Here is a 20,689-nt window from a genome sequence, read left to right on the forward strand (position 1 = left end):
AAGCTTTTTATCATTGTTTTTACAACTGTTAAATATTTTGAACAGATTCGAAGCAAAATTAGCGAATGAACCTATTTTTGTATGTAAGGTAACTTGACATATGTTATTTCGCTGTGATACATTATAAAATGATTAAGGAGGTTACAAAATGGAAAGAATAGTAAGTGAAGCAAAAGAGCTACAAGCAGAATTGGTGGAGATGCGTCGAACGTTGCATCGTCAACCAGAGATCGGTATGGAGCTGCCAAAAACAATGGCTCATACCAAACAAAAGCTAGAAGAACTGGGGTTAAAACCTCAAATAATGGGGAAATCCGGCCTAGTCGTTACAATAGGTCAGGGAGAACCTTGCTTTTTAATCCGTGGAGACATGGATGCGCTACCTATTAAAGAAGAATCAGGTGAACCTTTCTCATCTGAAAATGAGAACATGCACGCCTGCGGTCATGATTTTCACACAACGATGTTGTATGGCGCGGCTAAATTACTTAAGGAACATGAAGCTGAACTTAAAGGTACAGTTAAATTGATGTTCCAACCAGGTGAAGAATTGCTTCAAGGAGCAAAAGCGATGGTTACAGACGGCGTCTTGGAAAACCCTAAAGTTGATGCAGCGGCGATGATTCATGTCTTTCCTGGATTGCCAGTTAAGAGCGGTATGGTCTTAGTACCTGAAGGCGGACCGTTTGCTTCTACATCTGACTGGTTCGAAATTAATATTCAAGGCAAAGGCGGTCATGCTGCCACACCAGAATTGACTGTAAATCCATTGACAGTTATGAGTCATATTCATTTAGCCTTACACGCTTTAGAAGCCCGCGAAATTTCTATGTACGACAGCGCGGTAATTTCAACTACCATCATGAAGGGCGGCGTAGTGGATAATGCTATCCCTGATACAGCCTACATGCGTGGTTCGATCCGTACTTTTGACCAAGAAGTTCGCAAATTTATCTTTAAACGTATTCCTGAGATCGCAGAAGGCGTAGCCCAAACCTTTGGAGCAACGGTAGATGTGCAAATGATCGAAGGTTGCCCGACGGTTGAAGTTGACCATGACGTAACTGAGGCAATTCGTGAAAGTTTGACACAGGTCTTCCCAGGAGACATAGCGACACCGAAAGATGCAGGAATGCATAAACTAGGAGGATCAGAAGATTTTTCTTATGTGACACAAGAGGTACCATCCAGCATGTTGCTGTTAACTTCTGGTCATTCTGATCAATATCCATATTTCGTTCATCATCCAAAAGTAGTTTTTGATGAAGACGTTTTGAGTAAAGGAGCGGCAGTCTATACGATTATAGCGATGGATTGGCTAGCTAAAAATAAATAGTACACTAGGAGGGAAATTATGGAATTTTTAAAAGTAGCAAATGGACTGCCTATGCTGATTATTTGTGCCTTGATTGTTGTTATTGTTATTTCTCAACCGATTATTATGAGTATGATGGCTCGTAAACGTGCGTTGCAGATTGGAATGACTAATGGAGACGTAAAGAAAGTAGTTAAAAGTACTGCTTTGTTTTCAATTATTCCCTCTATGCCGATTTTGGCTAGTTACCTAATTTTGGTGCCTGCACTAGGAAAATATTTTCCGTGGATGCGCCTAAGTGTGGTAGGCTCGGTGACCTATGAAACAATGGTTGCAAATATGGCCGCGGAGTCTTTTGACTACGCGAATATTTACAATACTGATTTTCCAGTAGGAGTTTTCCTGTCTATTCTGTTAATTCTTACATTGGGAATTTTGGGTGGTAATATCTTTAACCTGATCTTCTTGAAAAGCTATGAGAAGGGCGTTCGGAAACTGATGGAACGTAATGCTGTGTTGATCCCAGTGATTACCAGTGCAGTTTTCGTAGCATTGTATGGCACACTGTCAGCTCCGACTTTAACGAACGTCGGAAATCCAGTGGCCATTTTAACCTTTTTAGTTGCTGGAGGAGTGGCAGTATTGGTTAACCATATTGCGAAAACACATCCGAAAATGAAGGAGCATGCCTTTACCATTAGTTTGCTGGTAGGGATGGTCTTCGCTTGTTTAATCAATCCATTGTTTTAAGAAAGGACTGAACCAACTATGAATAAAGCCATGTTTAATAATCGTATTCACTTAGTGGGTCGACTGACAGTATTGATCTGTTTAATCTCTTTTATTTCTCTACCGATCATTTTGTCTGGTGTTTATAATGCTCACATTGATTATGCACTAGTCTTTCAAAATGCCTTACCTTTATTAGCTACTTTTACCGTTGCAGGTGTGAGTGAAAACTTGTCTTACGCGCCGATTATCGGTGCCGGAGCATTATACACTTCTTGTGTAACTGGAGATTTGTCCAATATGAAGGTTCCAGCTTCGAAAAACGCCATGGATTTGTTAGGGGTTGAAGCGGGAACGGAGAAAGGCGACTTGGTTTCCATTTTCGCTGCTTCGACTTGTACAATTGTAACAACGACTATCGCTTTAGCTGGTATGTTGTTCTTAGCGCCAATTATTGAGCCGATTTATAACAATCCGATCATTAATCCAGCCTTTGCTAACTTGTTGCCAGCGTTGTTTGGTGCATTAATCGTTCCTACGATTATCAGCAATTTGAAAGTCAATATTCCGGTTTTTGTCATTCCGAGTATTGTATTGTTAGTATTTGGTGCTGACTTTTTCCAAAGCAATCAAGGCTTTATCTTGCTATTCACTGCCTTGTTAGCAGTAGCTTACAGCTACTTCATGTCTAAAGATATTATACAATCAGCAAAAGAAGATGCTTTACCAGAAAAAGAAGAGATTTTGCCAGAAGAATAAGAGAGAATGCCAAAAGCGGAAAGGAGATCTGAGTCTCTTTTCCGCTTTTTTGTATGCTCTAAAGAGGTTCCGCGAGGTGCAAAAAGGCTGCTGAAACGGTGTTGCGGTGACCTTTGAGTTAACTGAATTTGAAGTGAAGCTTATCTTCCATGGTAGTGGTTAAGATAAGCTTTTTTTGGCCTGCAAATAAAATACCCTTCAAGGGTAACATACGCAAAAAAATCGAAAATGACCAATCATTTTTTAGGAATTTGAAGGGGGAAATTGAAAGAAGCTGGAGGAAGCTTTTTGTGACGCGACTTCCGGCGGTTTTGGAAATTTTAGCTAGAAAATACCGGTTGAATTTACCAAAGTAATTATTTATTCTATGGGTGTCGACACTTATAAAACGATTTCAAAAAAAGGAGGCATGCAAATTGCAAGAATTACCTTACAAAAAACTGTTTGAATTACGAAGGGCTACTCTCGAGGATAAAATCGGTAAATTTTACAATGAATCGCGAGACGAAAAGACCACCATCAAGTATTTAGTCGCCCTGCAGATCCGCGATGAATTATGCGTCGATGATTTCAGCTTCGTATTAAGCGAATTAGTTCGCCATATTTTCTTAAAAACTAAAACAACTCGTGCACTGCGCCGCTATTATTATTTATTCTTAGATTATTTTACTGCGAAGGAATGGAAGCATTTAACTTCCCGATTATTCGCAGTCAAGATGTTCGTTGCTGAAAAAATCGAAAAATTGATGGATCTGATCGAAGAAGCTCGTCCTGAAGCTTTTGCGGTACCTTGAATACATTGGGATGAAATCGGAAACAAATTGACTAACTGACTAAATTGACATAGATACCCTAAAACGAAAGGAATGATTGGATAAATGTTAAGCTTAAACGCAACCTTTGAAAACAGCCTTGGCCGCCGCCATAGCTTTAATTTAAAAGATCCAGATAGAAATAAGCCAGCCGAAGAAATTCGCGCCAGCCTGCAAAAATTAGTGGAGTTGAATTTATTTGAAAAAGGCGAGGTAGGCCTGTTCAAGAAATTACTCAGCGCCAAATTTGTGGAAACCATTGAAACACCAATTTTTGATTTACGAAATGAAGATGAACCTGCTGTGGCAGTAGTAGAAGTGCAGCCTGAACCGGTTCAAGCCATCGAAGTTCAAGAACAAGTAGCTCCAACAATCGAAATCCAGCCGGAGTCTGTCCAAATTCAGGAAGCTCCAGCTAGCACAACACAAGCAAAAGCTACTCAATTACAAGAAGTTACACCTGTTGAAGCACAACCCGTGCCAATCCAATCGGTGGAGAAATTGATTCAAACCAACGAAGCTGCAGCAGCACAAGGGGAAATGCAGCAACTGGAAATCATCATCCCGGATGGCGTGGATGTTTCTAATTTAACTGAAGAAGATTATCGGGCAATCATTCTATCTCAATTGCCGGAAGGGGCGATTTTGGATAGCTTCAGTGTCGAAGAGGTGCCTAGCGACAATCAGAAATCATCTGAAAACGTGGCAACCTCGGTAAACCGACAGACGCCATCGGTACAGGCGGGATCAAACATAGCCAACCAGCTGTCGTCGGAAGCCCTTGAAATGATCGGCGAGATCGAAAAAGAACCGGCAGAAGAGAGAAGCTCCGGCTGGTTCCCGAAACGTAAAAAAGGCACCAATCCGTTAGCTGGATTTTCCGCCGATAAACGGAAACGCAAAAAAGCCATTAACCGTTGGAAGCGGGAGAAGAATAAAAAGAAATAGCTGTCCGGTACTTCACGCAATGGAAAACGATCGATTCCTTTGCGTGAAGCCGACAGCTATGGACTTAATTAAAGTGTTCAAAGGGACGCTTATTTAGACATGGGCTAAATGAAGCAGGATATATGCAGAGCAGGGACCATTTTTACCGCTTCATCAGCTTCAACAAAACGGCACAGACTGCTGCAGTTGCAATTCCGGCCACGATTGCTTCAACTAGACCGCTGCCAAAAATAATTCCTAAAATAACTCCATAAACGGCATCGGCGGCTACTTGCGCAACATTGGCATAACTTTCTTTGAAAAATAGGAAAATCAAATTCATGACTAAAATGGTGTTGGTCATAGAACCAGCTAAACCGGCGATAAATAAACTAACTGGCCGAGCCTTAGACTTAAGCAGACGTTGAACACCAACGAAAACAAAATAAGGAATTACCCCAATCAAAATCCGTGGGATAATCGCCACAATGACAGCTCGCCAATCACCATGCCCGGTTAACGGATTGGCAATAAAAGGTGAGAAGACAAAGGACATAGGTGTAATAACCACGGTTGATCTGGCTAGGCTGATAATACCAAAAATTCCGCCTAAGCCAGCACCGATTTTCGGACCTAAAATAATCGAAGCGATAATTACCGGAATGTGCATCGTTGTGGCATTAATCGGTCCAATTGGAATAAATCCTAGCGGAGTGACCGCCAGGATAATCATAATCGCTAAAAACATAGCGGTTAAGGTAAAGCTTCTAACATTCGTGTTTTTCACAGTGTTACTCCTTTAGTAAATTCATCGTTCGTTCAACGATTTCTGGAATATTGGCTAATGCGCCCCGGCCATAATCGCCGCAAGCCAATAAAGCTTCTCGCGGTTGGATTTCTTCATAGCCAACTTCCTTTAAGGTAGTTAGATTTCTTTGAACGATTGGATTTTGATACATATAGGTATTCATGGCTGGAGCAATTAATTTCTTGGTCTCCGGTAAAAGCGCCAATGCTACTGTGGATAATAAATCATCCGCAATTCCGTTAGCTAATTTACCAATCGTATTGGCAGAAGCAGGGGCCACTAAAAAGAGATCTGCCCGTTTCGCTAGTTCAATGTGGTTTATTTTAGCTGGATCCGGCTCGTCCATCACATCCGTGTGCACTAAACGATGGGACAAAGATTGAATCGTTAATGGTGTAATAAATTCGGTACTGCTTTTTGTCATAACCACATCAACTTGGTAACCAAGCTTAGTCAGCTGATTGGTCAAATCAGCAGCTTTGTAAGCTGAGATACTTCCGCTGACACCTAATAGGATGGTTTTCATTTGGCTTCCTCCAGTTTCAAGACTTCTTGTTTAATCAGCTGGGCAATTTCTGATTTTGTCTGAGCTTCTTTGACTTTGTGGTGACGATTGATTAAATAGCCGTGGTGTTTTTCGCCACTAATTTCCGCCAGGTCATTGGCTAAAATGAAGTCGGCATCGTTTTTCTCCATGCTGGCTTTTGCTACATCTAAAAGCTGGATCATCGGGACATCCACTAAAAGCTTAAAGCCGACAAGAATAGTTTCTGGCTGCAGCTGTTTGATTTGTTGAATGACTTTCGGATTTTTCTTTAAAACGATCACTAAATGATCGGTATCAGAAGAAATCTTCTTCTCCGTTCGTTCCCGCACCTTTTCCTTCAAGGCCAAGGCTAAATCATCTGGTTTTGCAGCGATTGTATCCTGCAAATCTTCAATTGTAACCGAGCTTTCGGGAGTGAAATCACTGACGGCCATACTGTGAATCACAGCAGTATAGCGGTGGGCAGTCATTAATTCATTCAGTTTAGCCGCTAGGTCAGCCGTCGATTCGATTAAGTGAATGGTTGCTTCGTCATTGTCAGGGTGCAGGGCCTGTTTGGTAGTAATGTAATCAATTGTTGCACCTTCTGCCGAAAAGGCTTCCGCAATTGCTTTGCCTAATTTACCACTGGAATGATTGGTAATCGCTCGCACATCATCGATCTTTTCCGATGTTCCCCCAGCTGTAATCAGGATTCTCATCAGTCTAACCCTCCAGGTCGAACTAAGGTCCGGCCGACATGCTTGCCAGCTAAAATAGCATCAGCAGTTGCTTGAACTTGCTCTAAAGCAATTTCTTGCACCTGAATTCCTTCAGCAACTAACCATTCATCCGCCATTTTCTCCCAGATCGCAGCCCGTTTCTCCATTGGCGTCTCCACAGAATCAATTCCTAAAAGATTAACCCCTCGCAGAATAAATGGCAGAACAGTCATATTCAGTTTGATCCCGCCAGCATTGCCGCACAGAGCCATACTTCCGCTGTAGCTGATAAATGGAATCAGCTTACCTAATTGTTCTCCGCCGACAGTATCAACCACATAATCAATCGTCTGCTTATTCAACGGACGATTTTTTTCTGGGAAAAATTCATCTGGGGTTACGACTTGAGTTGCACCAAGTTTTGTTAAATAGTCTTGCTGATCGGTTTTTCTAGTTAAGGCAATGATTTCTTTGCAGCCGATCTTTTGTAAAAATTGCAAAGCAAAGCCGCCGACACCGCCAGTAGCACCAGTGACTAATACACGACTCTCGGCATTTAATCCGTGTTGCACCAAGGCATCAACTGATAGAGCCGCGGTAAATCCAGCAGTTCCATACGTCATTGCTTGTTTTTCCGTTAGGCCTTTTGGCAGCTTAACCACCCAAGAAGCGGGAACAACTTGCATTTCGCTGAAGCCGCCATTTTGACTAACACCAATTCCGTAGCTGGTGGTCAGCACTTCATCGCCAACAGCAAAGCGTTCATCATTGGTGGCTGCAATAGTACCGGCCATATCGATACCAGGGGTTAACGGGTAGCTTCTCAAAACACCAGTGTTGGCCTTAGTAGCCAAAGCATCTTTATAGTTCATACCAGAGTAGCTGACCGCAATTAGTACTTCACCAGACTGTAATTCCGGCACCTCAAAATGTTCAATTTCAGTAGTGACTGTTTCTTCATTTTTTAACACACGCAAGCATTGATAATTAGTCATGGAATCGCTCCTTTATTATGAAAAGTTTGTTACTTCCATCTTAGCGGAAACTGTGGAAAATGCAACTTTCTATGTTCTTTTTCCTGTAAATAAATCAGGTTAGAGAATGCTAAGAAATCCAATTATCTGACTTGCATTTTGAACCAAAGTTCGTATACTATAGTGGTGCTATTAAACAAGAAGTTTACTTTTACCAAACAAGGGGGCGAGGCTTAATGGAAATAGGCGAGAAGCTGAAAAATTTACGGATTCAAAAAAATCTGACCCAAGAAGAGCTGGGAGAACGGACGGATTTGTCCAAGGGTTACATTTCTCAACTGGAACGGGATTTAAGTTCCCCCTCGATGGAAACCTTTTTTGACATTTTAGAAGTTTTAGGTGTGACTCCTGAACAGTTCTTTAGTCAAAAAACTGGTGAGCAGAAGATTCTTTATAAAGAGGAAGATACCACTTCCTATAGTGATGAAACGAATGGTTACCATATCAAGTGGCTGATTCCTGAATCCAATGAAAAAGAAATGGAACCTATTTTATTAACCTTGGAGAAAAAAGGACAGTACAAACAATTTTCTCCCTCTTTGTCTGAAACCTTCATCTATGTTTTAGAAGGAACCGTTGGTCTGCAATTTGGTGAAGACTATTTTGTTGCCCAGGCCGGCGAGAGTATTTATTACGAAGCTAGTAAACCTCACCGACTGCTAAATCACGGCAAAAAACCTACAAAGGTTTTAGTGGTTGCGACGGAATCCTACTTGTAGGAGAGAATATAAAAAACGAAGGAGCTTTTAAAGAAGCTTGTTCATGAGAAAAAGGAGCGAATTATGGCAAATACAATTATTTCGTTTGATAACGTTGTAAAAGAATACGACGATGAACCAGTCTTAAAAAATGTTAGTTTTGATATCGAGGAAGGCCGTTTTTATACGCTGTTAGGACCTTCAGGTTGTGGGAAAACTACGATCTTGCGGATTATTGCCGGATTTACCGATGTCACTAAAGGAGATATTTTCCTAGAAGGCAAACGGATGAACGATGTGCCTGCTAATAAACGTCAGGTGAATACCGTCTTTCAGGATTATGCGTTGTTCCCTCATATGAACGTTTTTGATAATGTGGCTTTTGGTTTAAAGATCAAAAAGCTGCCAAAAAATGAGATCGAACGCAAGGTTAAGGATGCTTTGAAAGTCGTTCAGCTTCCGGGGTATGAGAATCGGGAAATCACGGAAATGTCTGGTGGACAACGTCAGCGGGTGGCCATTGCCCGAGCGATTGTCAACGAACCGAAAATTCTGCTGTTAGACGAACCGCTGTCGGCGTTGGATCTGAAGCTGCGGACGGATATGCAGTATGAATTACGGGAGTTGCAAAAACGATTAGGCATTACCTTCATTTTCGTTACCCACGATCAAGAAGAAGCGTTGGCTATGAGTGATGAAATTTTTGTCATGAACAAAGGCCGGATTGTCCAAAGCGGCACACCGGTAGATATTTATGATGAGCCGATTAATCACTTCGTCGCTGATTTTGTTGGCGAAAGTAATATTGTCGCTGGCGAAATGATTGAAGATAATTTAGTGAAATTTGTCGGCAAGGAATTTGAATGTGTTGATGGTGGGATGCGGCCTAATGAACCAGTGGAAGTCGTGTTGCGTCCGGAAGATTTGTCGATTACTTCACCGGAAAAAGGCAAGCTGGTGATTACCGTAAATACGCAGCTTTTCCGGGGTGTACATTATGAGATTATGGGGATCGACCAAGATGGCAACGAATGGATGGTTCACTCTACCCGCAAGGCTAAAGAAGGCACGAAAATTGGTTTGGCTTTTGAACCGGAAGATATCCACGTGATGCGGTTTAATGAAACGGAAGAAGAGTTTGATGCCCGTTTGGAAAGCTATGAAGAATAGGAGGCGAAAACATTGAGAAGTATGCGACGGATTTATTCAATCCCTTATTATTTTTGGCTGCTGTTCTTTGTCATAGCTCCCGTGATTTTGATTATCTATCAGTCTTTTTTTGATATGAACGGCAATTTTACCCTGAGCAACTACCATACTTATTTAACCTCGAAAACCTATTTAGGTATGACACTGAATTCAGTGCTCTTTGCTTTTTTGATTACCTTGATGACGTTGTTGATCAGTTATCCCACGGCTTATTTTTTGTCGAAATTAAAGCATCGCCAATTGCTGCTGCTGTTGGTGGTGTTGCCGACTTGGATTAATTTGCTGCTGAAAGCCTATGCCTTTATTGGGATTTTTAGTACAAATGGTTCTATTAACGAATTTTTGTCCTTTATCGGAATTGGGCCGAAGCAGCTGTTGTTTACCGATTTTAGTTTTATGTTTGTGGCGGCCTATATCGAACTGCCCTTTATGATTATGCCGATTTTTAATGCCTTGGAAGAAATCAATCCTTCATTGATCAGCGCCAGCCGCGATCTAGGGGCCAATAATTTTGATACCTTCCGGCGAGTAATTTTACCGCTGTCCATGAATGGTGTAAAAAGCGGTGTGCAGGCTGTCTTCATCCCGTCACTTTCCTTATTCATGCTGACGAGACTGATTGGTGGGAACCGGGTGATTACTCTAGGTACTGCGATTGAAGAACATTTCTTAGTGACCCAAAACTGGGGGATGGGTTCAACGATTGGGGTTATCTTGATTTTTGCCATGTTCATCGTCATGATGCTGACTGGCGAACGGAAAAAAGGAGGTCGAGCATAAATGAAAAAAAGACGCTTTTCCTGGTCAAATCTGTATTTGGTTTTAGTCTTTGTTCTATTGTATGTACCGATCTTTTATTTGATTTTTTACTCCTTCAATGAAGGCGGAACGATGACCAATTTCACTGGCTTCACTTGGGAGCATTACGAAACGCTGTTTTCCGATACGCGGTTAATCAGTATCGTCTTGCAGACCTTTGTGCTGGCTTTTCTTTCGGCCTTGATTGCGACGGCGATTGGAACCTTTGGAGCTATGTCGATTTACTATACTCGTAAACGGGGTTCCCGCAATGCCTTGATGGGATTGAACAATATATTGATGGTGTCGCCGGATGTTATTATCGGTGCCAGCTTCTTGATTTTGTTTACTATGCTAGGTGGTTACTTGCGCAGCTTCCAACTAGGGTTTATGAGCGTACTTTTGTCTCACGTAGCTTTCAGTATTCCCATTGTGGTGCTGATGGTATTGCCGAAATTACAGGAAATGAACGACTCGATGATTGATGCCGCTCGTGACCTGGGAGCCAACAACCTGCAAGTGTTAAGTAATATCGTGCTGCCGTTTTTGACACCGGGTGTGATTGCCGGCTACTTTATGGCCTTTACGTATTCATTGGATGATTTCGCGGTGACCTTTTTCGTAACCGGCAACGGCTTTTCCACCTTGTCTGTTGAAATTTATTCCCGGGCACGCCAAGGAATCAGCTTGGAGATCAATGCACTGTCCACTTTAGTCTTTATCTTCTCGCTGCTGCTGGTGATCGGCTACTATTTCATTAGCCGCGACAACACGAAAAAAGCCAAGAAACGCAAGCGGGAATTCGAGGAGGTGTCCGTACTGAAATGAGAAAATTACAATCTCTTTTTATCGGCGTCATCGCCATCATTTTGCTGCTGAGCTTCTTTGATTTTCGGTTGAATCGGGCCAGCAATGCCAGCTCCAATGTGTTGAATATTTACAACTGGGGCGACTACATTGATCCTGATTTACTGAAGCAGTTTGAAGAAGAGTATGGCTACAAAGTGAATTACGAAACCTTTGATTCCAACGAAGCGATGGAGGCGAAGATCAAACAGGGCGGAACTTCTTATGACATCACGATTCCTAGTGAATACATGATTCAGAAGATGAAGAAGGAAAAATTACTGCTGCCGTTAGATCATAGCAAAATCAAAGGGTTGGAAAATATCGACCCCCGTTTCTTGGATCAAGCCTTTGATAAGGACAACGAGTATTCGATTCCTTATTTTTGGGGAACATTGGGGATCGTTTATAACGACAAGTTTGTTGATGGTGACAAGATCAAGCATTGGGAAGATTTGTGGCGGCCTGAGCTGCAAAATAATATTATGCTGATTGACGGAGCCCGCGAGGTAATGGGCTTGTCGCTGACAACTTTCGGTAATTCTATTAATAGTAAGAACATGCAGGAGCTGCAGCAGGCTACTGATAAATTGAATAAATTAACCCCTAATGTTAAAGCGATTGTTGCCGATGAAATCAAGATGTACATGGCAAACGAAGAAAGCGCCGTAGCGGTTACTTTTTCCGGTGAAGCAGCTGACATGATGGGGCAAAATGAACATTTGCATTATGTCATTCCACCTGAAGGTTCCAATCTTTGGTTCGACAACATCGTCATTCCTAAGACTTCCGAAAATCAGGAAGGGGCTTATGACTTTATCAATTTCATGCTGCGACCAGAAAATGCCAAGACCAATGCGGAGTATATCGGCTATTCTACGCCAAATAAAGTCGCAATGGACATGCTGCCAAAAGAAATTTCTGAGGACAAGCAGTTTTATCCTGATGATGAAACCATTAGTCATTTGGAGGTCTATAAAGATTTAGGCCCAGAGTATTTGCAGATTTACAATGATCTGTATTTGGAGTTTAAGATGTTTAGGAATTAATTATCGAAAAGAGCAAAAAGCCAGAGGTGAATTTTTCACCTCTGGTTTTCTATTTGTCATGAGAATTCTTACTCAGTCAAAGAGCCGTCGACAACGACCATTGATTTAATGGTTTTTCTGTCTTGCATATCTTCATAGGCTTGGTTGATATCATCCAAGCTATAGGTTTGGGTGAACACACGCCCAGGATTAATATCTCCATCAAGAACCGCTTTAAGCAGAATTTGTTTGTCGTAAGTAGTCACCGAAGCGGAACCACCGGCGATGGAAATATTCTGAGCAAAGGTAGAACCGATAGGACGATTTGAATAATGAGGCACACCAACATAACCAATTCGACCGCCATTATGAAGAACACCAATCGCTTGCTCGATCGCAGCTTCTGTTCCGACACATTCAAGAGCCGCATCCGCACCGCCGCCAAGAATTTCGCGAACTTTAGCAATTCCTTCTTCACCACGTTCCGCTACAACAGCAGTCGCGCCTGATTGTAGGGCCATTTCCTGACGATCTTTATGGCGACTCATCAGAACAATTTGTGACGCGCCCCGCATTTTCGCAGCAATCACCGCACATTGACCGACAGCACCATCGCCGATGACAACCACTTTATCACCTTTTTCAACATGAGCACACCGGGCAGCATGGTACCCAGTTGGCATAACATCTGCCAATGTTAACAGAGATTTTATCATGCCCTCTGTATAATCGGAGGGTTGGCCGGGAACTTTGACTAACGCCCAATTCCCATAATGGAAGCGAACATATTCTGACTGGAAGCCATTGGACCAATTCGTTGCCCCTTTGTGACGATCACAGGTTCCATCAAAGCCTGACCGGCAAGCATCACATTCGCCGCAGCCATGGGTGAAGGGCACAATCACAAAGTCCCCGGGTTTTACCGTTGTGATATCTGAACCAATTTCTTCAACGATACCTAAAGCTTCGTGGCCATCATTCACTGAGTGGGCTTCCTTGTTGTCGCCATGAGCATAAGACCATAAGTCCGATCCGCAAACACAAGCACGAACGATTCTAATAATGACATCATCTGATGCTTGTAAACTTGGTTTTTCAACTTCCTGAACTGTTACTAGTCCAGCTTTTTCAAAAATAGCAGCTTTCATATTATTCCTTCTTTCATGATTTAGAATAATACAAGTATAAGTGCTGAAGTGGACTTTAAGTCAAGTGAAATATTTGTGAAAAAAATCGAAAATAAAAAGCAACTGCGCTATCGCCATACGCGACGACAATGCAGCTGCTTTCTTTTATTGAATTAAACTTTCCACCAGTTCCTTGCGGGGATTTGGCAAGACAATCTTGTTAATCATCATGGCTTTTTCTTTGGCGCCTTTTGCACCAGCTTCGACAGCGGCTTCAACGGCACCGACATCGCCCGTTAAAACCACAAAGGATTTTCCGGCGATTCCGGTTCCCAGTTGAATGGCAATCAGGGAAACATCTGCTGCCTTAACCGCATAATCCGCGGCAATAATCGAACCGACAGCCGAATAATATTCCAATACGCCAATCGCTTTGGTTGTTTCTGGAATTTCCGACATGTTAATTGCTTTGATTACAGATGGATGTACCCGCGGGATTAACAATTCACCCACCACATATCGTCCGCCAATTTGCACCCCGACATCAATCGAGCGCTCCACCGATCCAACCTGTCCGCAGATCATAATGTAGTATTTTCCTGGACAGCTGGCCTTGGCCATTAAAAGAGTGGAATCGGCTGCCTTCAACATAAAGTCCACTGCCTCAATGCCTTTTGCGATACTCGTTAACTCTAAAAAACCAATAGTATCCATTTCTTTCATCAGCCTATCCTTCTTTCAATCGTAATCATTTCTGGTGTAACTTCGCGAACTACCCCGGCAATGCTGGCATGGATATTTGCTCCTAAAGCATTTTCCGGTAACTTACCAATTAAGGTGCCAACTTCTACATTATCGCCTTCACTTACAGCTGCTTGTGATGGTGCGCCAATGTGCATTCTCAATGGAATAGTAACTTTGTTTGGCTCAAACTGCACACATTCTTCCACTTTTAGATTGACGTATTGATTCAATCCGTCTTTCAGCAGAATATTTTTAGGCGGTACTTTTTGATAATCCCGCATCAAGGAAGGCGTCAAAGGCTGATCCTTTTTCTCATAGCGAATGCCTTTTTCTGCTAAGCGAGCCTTCACGTAATTGTTGACCTGTCGCGGCATTAAGCCCATCGGACAGGCAATAACTTCACAAATCCCACAGGAACAGCAAAGCAGCGCTTCCTGCCAAATCGGATCGTCGCTTATATCCTCTGGTACATCGGTGATAGCCAAGTGACGCATCACGCGATGGGGATGAATCGGATGTCCGATTTGATAGCGAGGACAAAGCTCAGTACATAAGCGGCATTGAATACAAGAAGAGCGAGCCTTAGTAATCACCTGCTGCATATCCTTTTCGAAAAGCTCATAAAGGAAATCCCGTTTTTCGGTAATGATAATTCCTGAAGTGGTCTTAGTTACCACCTGTTTAAAGAAATCATCCTTTGTGCCAACTCGGCCCATCATCGGTCCGCCATTGATAAACATGAAATCATCAATCGTCGAACCACCAGCTAAGTTTAGGCATTCTTCAAAGGAGGTACCGATTGGAACTTCCAGAATTTTAGGCTCCTTCACGGCTCCGGTAATCGTCAGCAGTTTATGAGTTACCTTGGTCCCTTGCTGCGCCTTGTATATGTTCAACATCGTCGATATGTTGGAAATTACGCAACCAACTTCGATTGGCAGACCGCTAGGCGGAACCGTTCGACCGGTTACCTCATATACCATTATTTGCTCATCACCAGCGGGATAAAAATTTTCCATTTTGAAAATGGATACCGGTACTTGCAAAGTTTCGATGGCCTGCTCTAAGGCCGCGATCTCCTTCAAATAGTACTCTTTAGTAGCGATGATAATGTGTTCTGCCTCCAGCATTTTCCCCACAGCGGCAATAGCTTCTACACACTCCTCGGCAAAATGATTCATCACATAATGATCGGTTTTTAACAGTGGTTCACATTCAGCCGCATTAATAATAAAATATTCAGCTTTTGTGCGATATTTTGCGGCAGCGGGAAAGCCTGCTCCACCACAGCCGACGATTCCCGCGTCGATAATTTGATCTAGTAACATTTGAACTCTCCCCATTTTCTATGAATTTACGATGATATGCGAAGGATTTTTATTCGTTAAGTCGGAAAGAAAATTATTTCGGACATCCACAATTAACGCTAAAAATTCCTCCACTGTCTGAATTTGCGATCTTTGGATAAAAATATTTTCGGATAATTTCAGCGACAAAGCTTTAGCAACAAAACGTGTTTCTTTTGAAGTAATGTTGTCAAAATCAGGGAAGGGACCGCTATTGGCCGCCCGCGTGATATTTGCCATCGCCATATACCCAAAAGATTCCTGCAAGATAGATAAAAACAAGTCAGGCTGTAGTATTTCTCTAGTTGGTTGATGCGTATACAGCTCTGTGAAGGTATCGAAATAAGTGGAGTATACATCGGCAATCATTTTCAACAAATACTCGCTCATGTCTGATCGCTGGGCTTCAGAAAAGTCAGAGTTCACACTAAAGCAGGCGAATTGAGACAATAAATTGGCTAAGAAATAACCCAAATCATAGGAAAAAGGACCAATCATAGTGTATTCCATATCAATGACTTTCATCTGCTGCGGGGAGATGAAGATATTGGAACTATGAAAATCACCATGGATCAAGCATTGCCGTTTTTTGGCAAAGTTATCAATTAATTGCAGCCAATCATCCCAGATCAAATCCTTTTCAGTAAGCTCTTTTAATATCGTATATAAAGCGATTTCATAATGATCCAAATCATTTCCAGCTTCTTCATGAGGCTGGAGAATAAAATCGACAATGACTTTACGCATCTCTTCATTCTCAAAATATAAGGCCAAAGAAGCCATTTTTTGTTCATTTAAGTGAAATGAAGAGGTAAAAAAGTGCGACCGTGCTAAAAAGTGCCCGATCTTCTCGCCTAAAATCCACGATTTTTCGCCATGACATAAAAAGAAACGAAGAACCTCCATGTTTGAAATATCTTCCATAATAAATAGGTGATTCTCTTGGTCAACAAAATAGATGTTTGGCACGCTATCTTTAGAAAAACCAGCTCGCAGCTTGTAGGTCATAAACTCTAAATAATTTCTGCCTGGATCTAAACGGCCAAGGTCAATCCCGCTGGGAATAAATTCTTTTGCGTGCTTAATAATGTAGGATTTCGTTCCTTGGCGAACGCGGTAGATGTAATTTACATAGCCCTCGACATAATGATCTTCTTCATTCGTCAGGTGTGTAATTTCTAGTGGCTTATTCGAGTCAAATAATTCGGTTTTTTCCAATAGATAGCTTTTTAGCGTTTCGGTTGAAATTCCCATAGTATTTTCTCCTTTGAATTCCCTTACTAATAGTTTAACTAGCAGAAAGTGGAAAAGCTATAACACGATTATGTCGTTGCCGCAGAAAAGTGGCAAGATTTTGTCATATATTGGTAGCGTTTACCCACTATTTCGGAAATGAGCAATATTCTTACATTGCGATATGATAAACTATTTTTGAAAGTAGTGTAGTAGGGAGTGAAAGAAGTGTCTAAACGAAAAAATATTGAACGGACTATTCAAGAATATGTACCGGGCAAACAGGTAACACTGGCTCACTTAATTCCTAATGCGGATAAAGAAGTTTTCGAAAAATTAGGACTGTTAGAGGAACGAAATGCGATTGGCATTCTAACGATAACGCCAAGTGAAGCATCGATTATTGGTGCCGATATTGCGAAGAAATCAGGAAGTGTTTCCATTGGTTTCATGGATCGCTTCAGTGGTGCAGTTGTAATCACTGGCGAAGTATCTTCTGTTGAGTTTGCGCTGAAACAAGTCACTCAAACATTGGCGAATGTCTTGGATTTCGACATTCCTGAAATCACCAGGTCATAATATGAAGAAGATCATTTTTGTTGGTGAAACCGGTTCGGGAAAAACAACGTTGTCGCAATGGCTTCAGCAGAAGGAAAGAATTTATCATAAAACGCAGCAGGTGTATTATTTTGACGACTCCATTGATACTCCAGGTGAGTTCATGGAAAATCGCTTCTATTATAATGCATTAGTCAGTGCATCAGTGGATGCTCAAATCGTTGCTTTTGTGCAAAATATTCAAGGAACACAGAACTATTTTCCGCCATTTTTTTCGGCGCGCTTTACAAAGCCGACGATTGGCATTATCACTAAAATTGACTTGATCAAGGATGATCAGGCACTGGTGATTGCCCGTAAAAGATTGGAGCTGGCTGGTGCCAAGAAAATCTTTGAGGTCTCATTGATTAGTGGTGAGGGAATGGATGAGTTAGAAAAATTCCTTTTTGACTATAAATTAGAATAATTAGTGATAAGGCTTACATTTGTTTTGCCAAGGAACAAAGCTTGTGTTATTATGAGCTTAATTAAATAGATTATACGGTCAATGGATTCGTTCGATTAAGGAAGCTGGTGTGATCCCAGCGCTGTACCCGCAACTGTAAAGCAGCTTTTGCTGCTGAGTCAGATACTTAATTACCGTCGTTTCAAGCTTTTTCGGGATTAGGAAAGCTGTTTTAGCCTTAAGTTTAATAGACTTTAACGCCAAAAGCAGACCTTTCTCTCGGAAAAAGGTCTGCTTTTTTTTGCCAGTCCAACTTTTCGCAGTTTATCAAGATAGAAGGCAATGCAATAATTAGCCATCTATAAATAAGCTCAAGAAGTATAGTTGGATGGTATGCGTACGACAATGAAACTGATTTTTCCCGGTTTTGGAAAAATGATTCCGTAAAAGGAGCTAGCTGCCAGTCATGCTTTTCGCAGTTTAGTAATGTGAAAGCTGTTAATTAATAAGCTTGTATCTATAATAACAAGCAAACCTGTTTAGCATGATGGTATGCGTACGACAATGAAACTGATTTTTCCCGGTATCGGAAAAATCAATTCCCTAAAAGGAGCTAGCTGTCACTCCAACTTTTCGCAGTTTATCAAAAGCGAAAAAGCTAACCTAGATTATATTCCTTGCGATACGTTGCCGGCGTAGTATTAGTAAATTGCTTAAATGTTTTGCAGAAATAGCTGGCTTGAGAAAAGCCGACATTGTGTGAAATGGTTTCAATACTTAAATCTGACTGCTGCAGCAAGATCTTAGCCCGTTCAATTCGTTGCTGATTTAAATAGGTAATAAAATTAATACCGGTTTCTTTTTTGAAAAGTTTACTAAAGTAATATTGGCTAAGATAAACATGATTCGCAACTTCTTCTAAGGTAATTGTTTTACTAATATTCTTTTGAATGTATTGAGTCGCTTTCTGTATCTCGTCTTTTCCTGTAGGTTGTGGTTCCTTCGTTTTTTCTTGTTTAAAGTTAAAGGTAATTCGATCTCTTGGATGCGACTCTTCTGAATGATGTGAACATATTTTTTCCAGTAGTCGGGCAGCACTTTTAATTTTTTCGGGCGATAAAGTCAAGACAGAGTTGCGAGCCGTTCTTAAGTCTTTATAAGCCTTCCAATTGGAATCAATTTCTTGAATCTTAGGCATCTCATCGGCATATTTGGGATCAATCTCTAATTGACCCATCAATAGAAAGCCGTGAAGCTGATCATTGAATACGATAGGAAGCGAAACATCGGTAAGACCAGCATGACAGCGATAAATACAAGGTTTTCCGGTCTTGGATGCTTCCAAGCCGCCATACATGTCGCATTTTTGGCAGAGCTTATGAAATTCGGGATAATTTCTCATGGCTTCGCAGAACGGTGAAAAATTATAAAGTGAGGAAGATTCCTTCCCTCTAATATCAACAATAACTGCGCCAAGGTCGGTTGCACAAGCGAAATCTTCCATAATATTTTGCAGGACAATAATTTCTTTTTTAGGAAGAGGGGTTGATAATGTTTCCATAATTTTTCTCTCCTTTATAGTGCATTTTGTGGTGTCTCATAGCCTTACTTAACAATTTTATCAGAGTTACCTCTGTTTTAATACAGCAAAACAAGCGCTTACATTCTTTTGTCATAGTTTGACAATAATTTCATATTTCTCGTTTTACGAGATGCTGCTTTTTACGTTGGTGTAAAGGGCTTTTTGACGTGACTAGCACTTTTTAACAGCAATTATTTACAATTATCGCACATTTTAATGAAAAAGGATAGAACAATAATGTTCTATCCTTTTTTTGTATGATTAGACTGTAAGCATTTTATAAATAATTTTTAGGAGGAAAAGAGATGCAACAAGAAGCTTTAGGAATGATCGAGACGCGTGGTCTCATCGGTGCGATCGAAGCTGCCGACGCCATGGTCAAAGCAGCAAATGTTGTCTTGATAGGTACCGAAAAAATTGGCTCAGGTTTAGTAACAGTCATGGTAAGAGGAGACGTTGGTGCCGTGAAGGCGGCAGTGGATGCTGGAGTTTCTGCTGCAAATAGCGTAGGAGAGGTTGTTTCCAATTACGTTATTCCAAGACCTCATAATGAAGTTGAATCACTTTTGCCAAAAGCACCTGAATAGTAAAGGAGGAGTCTAGACATGGATGAAAACAATTTTGAAATGGAAGATTTAATCCAACGGGTATTAGCAAAATTTGATGCCGCTGAGACTTCAAAAACTGTTCAATCTAAGGAAAAAGCTAACGGAGGGGAAGAAAAAATGATCCAAAAAACATGCAACTTGACAGAATTTGTAGGAGCGACAGAGTTTGGAGATACAATTGGTTTAGTAATCGCTAATGTGGACAACTCACTATTAGAAAAAATGGAGCTGGATAAAAAATATCGTTCCATTGGTATTGTCGGTGCTCGTACAGGTGCCGGTCCACAAATTTTAGCAGCTGATGAAGCGGTTAAAGCGACAAACACAGAAATTATTTCTATTGAATTACCTCGAGATACTAAAGGCGGCGCCGGACACGGGTCAATCGTCATCTTCGGTGGTGAAGATGTATCAGACGTGAAACGGGCAGTGGAAGTAACATTGAAGGAAGTAGACACACGTACTTTTGGTGACGTTTATGGCAATGAAGCCGGCCATATTGAATTACAATACACTGCACGTGCAAGCTATGCATGTAATAAAGTTTGGGGAACGCCAGTAGGCAGAGCATTCGGTGTCATTGTTGGTGCTCCAGCAGCAATCGGTGTTGTTATGGCCGATACTGCATTGAAAGCAGCGAATGTTGAAATCGTAGGCTACGCTACACCACAGCACGGCCAAAGCTTCTCAAATGAAGTGACTTTGACGATTACTGGAGATTCTGGTGCGGTACGTCAAGCAGTCGTTTCAGCACGCGAAATTGGTCATAAATTACTAGGAACGCTTGGCAGTGAGCCAAAAAATGATCAACCATCATATATCTAACAACTAAAGA

General features: G+C 41.5%; 23 protein-coding genes and 1 riboswitch. Of the genes, 14 read left to right on the plus strand and 9 right to left on the minus strand.

Going from position 1 to position 20,689, the window contains the following annotated elements; genetic code table 11:
- The first annotated feature begins 148 nt into the window (after positions 1–148).
- The 5 genes from JZO70_RS19545 to JZO70_RS19565 all read left to right on the plus strand — a co-directional run bounded on the left by JZO70_RS19545 (position 149) and on the right by JZO70_RS19565 (position 4,563).
- Positions 149–1,336 carry a M20 metallopeptidase family protein gene (locus JZO70_RS19545; protein ID WP_207675374.1) on the plus strand — a complete coding sequence of 396 codons (1,188 nt, stop codon included), beginning with the start codon at positions 149–151 and terminating at the stop codon, positions 1,334–1,336.
- 18 nt (positions 1,337–1,354) lie between these two features.
- A complete protein-coding gene (locus JZO70_RS19550; protein ID WP_207675375.1) occupies positions 1,355–2,065 on the plus strand; it encodes a DUF5058 family protein in 711 nt (236 codons plus the stop codon).
- Positions 2,066–2,083: 18 nt separating this feature from the next.
- Positions 2,084–2,803 (plus strand): hypothetical protein, encoded by a 720-nt coding sequence (locus JZO70_RS19555; RefSeq protein WP_207675376.1) that lies wholly within the window; start codon positions 2,084–2,086, stop codon positions 2,801–2,803.
- Positions 2,804–3,219: 416 nt separating this feature from the next.
- Positions 3,220–3,597, plus strand: a complete 378-nt coding sequence (locus JZO70_RS19560) for a hypothetical protein (RefSeq protein ID WP_207675377.1) — start codon at positions 3,220–3,222, stop codon at positions 3,595–3,597.
- A gap of 84 nt (positions 3,598–3,681) precedes the next feature.
- Positions 3,682–4,563, plus strand: a complete 882-nt coding sequence (locus tag JZO70_RS19565) for a DUF2922 domain-containing protein (RefSeq protein WP_207675378.1) — start codon at positions 3,682–3,684, stop codon at positions 4,561–4,563.
- A gap of 142 nt (positions 4,564–4,705) precedes the next feature.
- On the opposite strand, the gene JZO70_RS19570 is transcribed toward JZO70_RS19565, so the two are convergent.
- Genes JZO70_RS19570 through JZO70_RS19585 form a run of 4 tightly spaced genes read right to left on the minus strand, consistent with a single transcriptional unit; the run spans position 4,706 to position 7,593 of the window.
- Positions 4,706–5,290, minus strand: a complete 585-nt coding sequence (locus JZO70_RS19570) for an ECF transporter S component (RefSeq protein ID WP_242704041.1) — start codon at positions 5,288–5,290, stop codon at positions 4,706–4,708.
- Between the two features lie 43 nt (positions 5,291–5,333).
- Positions 5,334–5,876: a phosphopantothenoylcysteine decarboxylase gene (coaC, locus tag JZO70_RS19575; protein ID WP_207675380.1), complete on the minus strand. Its 543-nt coding sequence runs from the start codon at positions 5,874–5,876 to the stop codon at positions 5,334–5,336.
- Positions 5,873–6,598 (minus strand): phosphopantothenate--cysteine ligase, encoded by a 726-nt coding sequence (locus tag JZO70_RS19580; RefSeq protein ID WP_207675381.1) that lies wholly within the window; start codon positions 6,596–6,598, stop codon positions 5,873–5,875. The genes coaC and JZO70_RS19580 overlap by 4 nt, the downstream gene beginning before the upstream one ends.
- Positions 6,598–7,593, minus strand: coding sequence for a YhdH/YhfP family quinone oxidoreductase (locus JZO70_RS19585; RefSeq protein WP_207675382.1), 996 nt, complete (start codon positions 7,591–7,593; stop codon positions 6,598–6,600). The genes JZO70_RS19580 and JZO70_RS19585 overlap by 1 nt, the downstream gene beginning before the upstream one ends.
- 215 nt (positions 7,594–7,808) lie before the next feature.
- Here JZO70_RS19585 and JZO70_RS19590 point away from each other — a divergent pair, with 215 nt between their 5' ends.
- The 5 genes from JZO70_RS19590 to JZO70_RS19610 all read left to right on the plus strand — a co-directional run bounded on the left by JZO70_RS19590 (position 7,809) and on the right by JZO70_RS19610 (position 12,232).
- Entirely contained in the window at positions 7,809–8,351 is a 543-nt protein-coding gene (locus JZO70_RS19590) for a helix-turn-helix domain-containing protein (RefSeq protein ID WP_207675383.1), read from the plus strand.
- Positions 8,352–8,414: 63 nt separating this feature from the next.
- Positions 8,415–9,500: an ABC transporter ATP-binding protein gene (locus tag JZO70_RS19595; protein WP_207675384.1), complete on the plus strand. Its 1,086-nt coding sequence runs from the start codon at positions 8,415–8,417 to the stop codon at positions 9,498–9,500.
- 12 nt (positions 9,501–9,512) lie between these two features.
- On the plus strand, positions 9,513–10,319 hold the full coding sequence (locus tag JZO70_RS19600; RefSeq protein ID WP_207675385.1) for an ABC transporter permease: 807 nt from the start codon (positions 9,513–9,515) through the stop codon (positions 10,317–10,319).
- Positions 10,320–11,165, plus strand: coding sequence for an ABC transporter permease (locus tag JZO70_RS19605; RefSeq protein ID WP_207675386.1), 846 nt, complete (start codon positions 10,320–10,322; stop codon positions 11,163–11,165).
- Positions 11,162–12,232: an ABC transporter substrate-binding protein gene (locus JZO70_RS19610; protein ID WP_207675387.1), complete on the plus strand. Its 1,071-nt coding sequence runs from the start codon at positions 11,162–11,164 to the stop codon at positions 12,230–12,232. The genes JZO70_RS19605 and JZO70_RS19610 overlap by 4 nt, the downstream gene beginning before the upstream one ends.
- A gap of 68 nt (positions 12,233–12,300) precedes the next feature.
- On the opposite strand, the gene JZO70_RS19615 is transcribed toward JZO70_RS19610, so the two are convergent.
- The 4 genes from JZO70_RS19615 to JZO70_RS19630 all read right to left on the minus strand — a co-directional run bounded on the left by JZO70_RS19615 (position 12,301) and on the right by JZO70_RS19630 (position 16,682).
- Positions 12,301–13,359 (minus strand): zinc-binding dehydrogenase, encoded by a 1,059-nt coding sequence (locus JZO70_RS19615; protein WP_207675388.1) that lies wholly within the window; start codon positions 13,357–13,359, stop codon positions 12,301–12,303.
- 144 nt (positions 13,360–13,503) lie between these two features.
- Positions 13,504–14,061 (minus strand): BMC domain-containing protein, encoded by a 558-nt coding sequence (locus JZO70_RS19620; RefSeq protein ID WP_207675389.1) that lies wholly within the window; start codon positions 14,059–14,061, stop codon positions 13,504–13,506.
- Complete coding sequence (locus JZO70_RS19625) at positions 14,061–15,410, minus strand: 4Fe-4S dicluster domain-containing protein (protein WP_207675390.1); 1,350 nt, start codon at positions 15,408–15,410, stop codon at positions 14,061–14,063. The genes JZO70_RS19620 and JZO70_RS19625 overlap by 1 nt, the downstream gene beginning before the upstream one ends.
- Positions 15,411–15,428: 18 nt before the next feature.
- Positions 15,429–16,682 carry a phosphotransferase gene (locus JZO70_RS19630; protein WP_207675391.1) on the minus strand — a complete coding sequence of 418 codons (1,254 nt, stop codon included), beginning with the start codon at positions 16,680–16,682 and terminating at the stop codon, positions 15,429–15,431.
- A gap of 207 nt (positions 16,683–16,889) precedes the next feature.
- Between JZO70_RS19630 and JZO70_RS19635 the strand changes: the two genes are divergently transcribed.
- Positions 16,890–17,240 carry a BMC domain-containing protein gene (locus JZO70_RS19635; RefSeq protein WP_207675392.1) on the plus strand — a complete coding sequence of 117 codons (351 nt, stop codon included), beginning with the start codon at positions 16,890–16,892 and terminating at the stop codon, positions 17,238–17,240.
- 1 nt (position 17,241) lies between these two features.
- Positions 17,242–17,685: a EutP/PduV family microcompartment system protein gene (locus tag JZO70_RS19640; RefSeq protein WP_207675393.1), complete on the plus strand. Its 444-nt coding sequence runs from the start codon at positions 17,242–17,244 to the stop codon at positions 17,683–17,685.
- A gap of 58 nt (positions 17,686–17,743) precedes the next feature.
- Positions 17,744–17,877: riboswitch (cobalamin riboswitch) on the plus strand.
- Between the two features lie 445 nt (positions 17,878–18,322).
- On the opposite strand, the gene JZO70_RS19645 is transcribed toward JZO70_RS19640, so the two are convergent.
- Positions 18,323–19,225, minus strand: a complete 903-nt coding sequence (locus JZO70_RS19645) for a PocR ligand-binding domain-containing protein (RefSeq protein ID WP_207675394.1) — start codon at positions 19,223–19,225, stop codon at positions 18,323–18,325.
- A 326-nt stretch (positions 19,226–19,551) separates the two neighbouring features.
- Between JZO70_RS19645 and JZO70_RS19650 the strand changes: the two genes are divergently transcribed.
- Both JZO70_RS19650 and pduB read left to right on the plus strand, forming a co-directional pair.
- Positions 19,552–19,833, plus strand: coding sequence for a BMC domain-containing protein (locus tag JZO70_RS19650; RefSeq protein ID WP_207675395.1), 282 nt, complete (start codon positions 19,552–19,554; stop codon positions 19,831–19,833).
- Positions 19,834–19,851: 18 nt separating this feature from the next.
- Complete coding sequence (pduB, locus tag JZO70_RS19655; RefSeq protein WP_207675396.1) at positions 19,852–20,679, plus strand: propanediol utilization microcompartment protein PduB; 828 nt, start codon at positions 19,852–19,854, stop codon at positions 20,677–20,679.
- Positions 20,680–20,689: the final 10 nt, after the last annotated feature.

The organism is Candidatus Enterococcus moelleringii (assembly GCF_017377575.1).
GTDB classification, from domain to species: domain Bacteria; phylum Bacillota; class Bacilli; order Lactobacillales; family Enterococcaceae; genus Enterococcus_A; species Enterococcus_A moelleringii.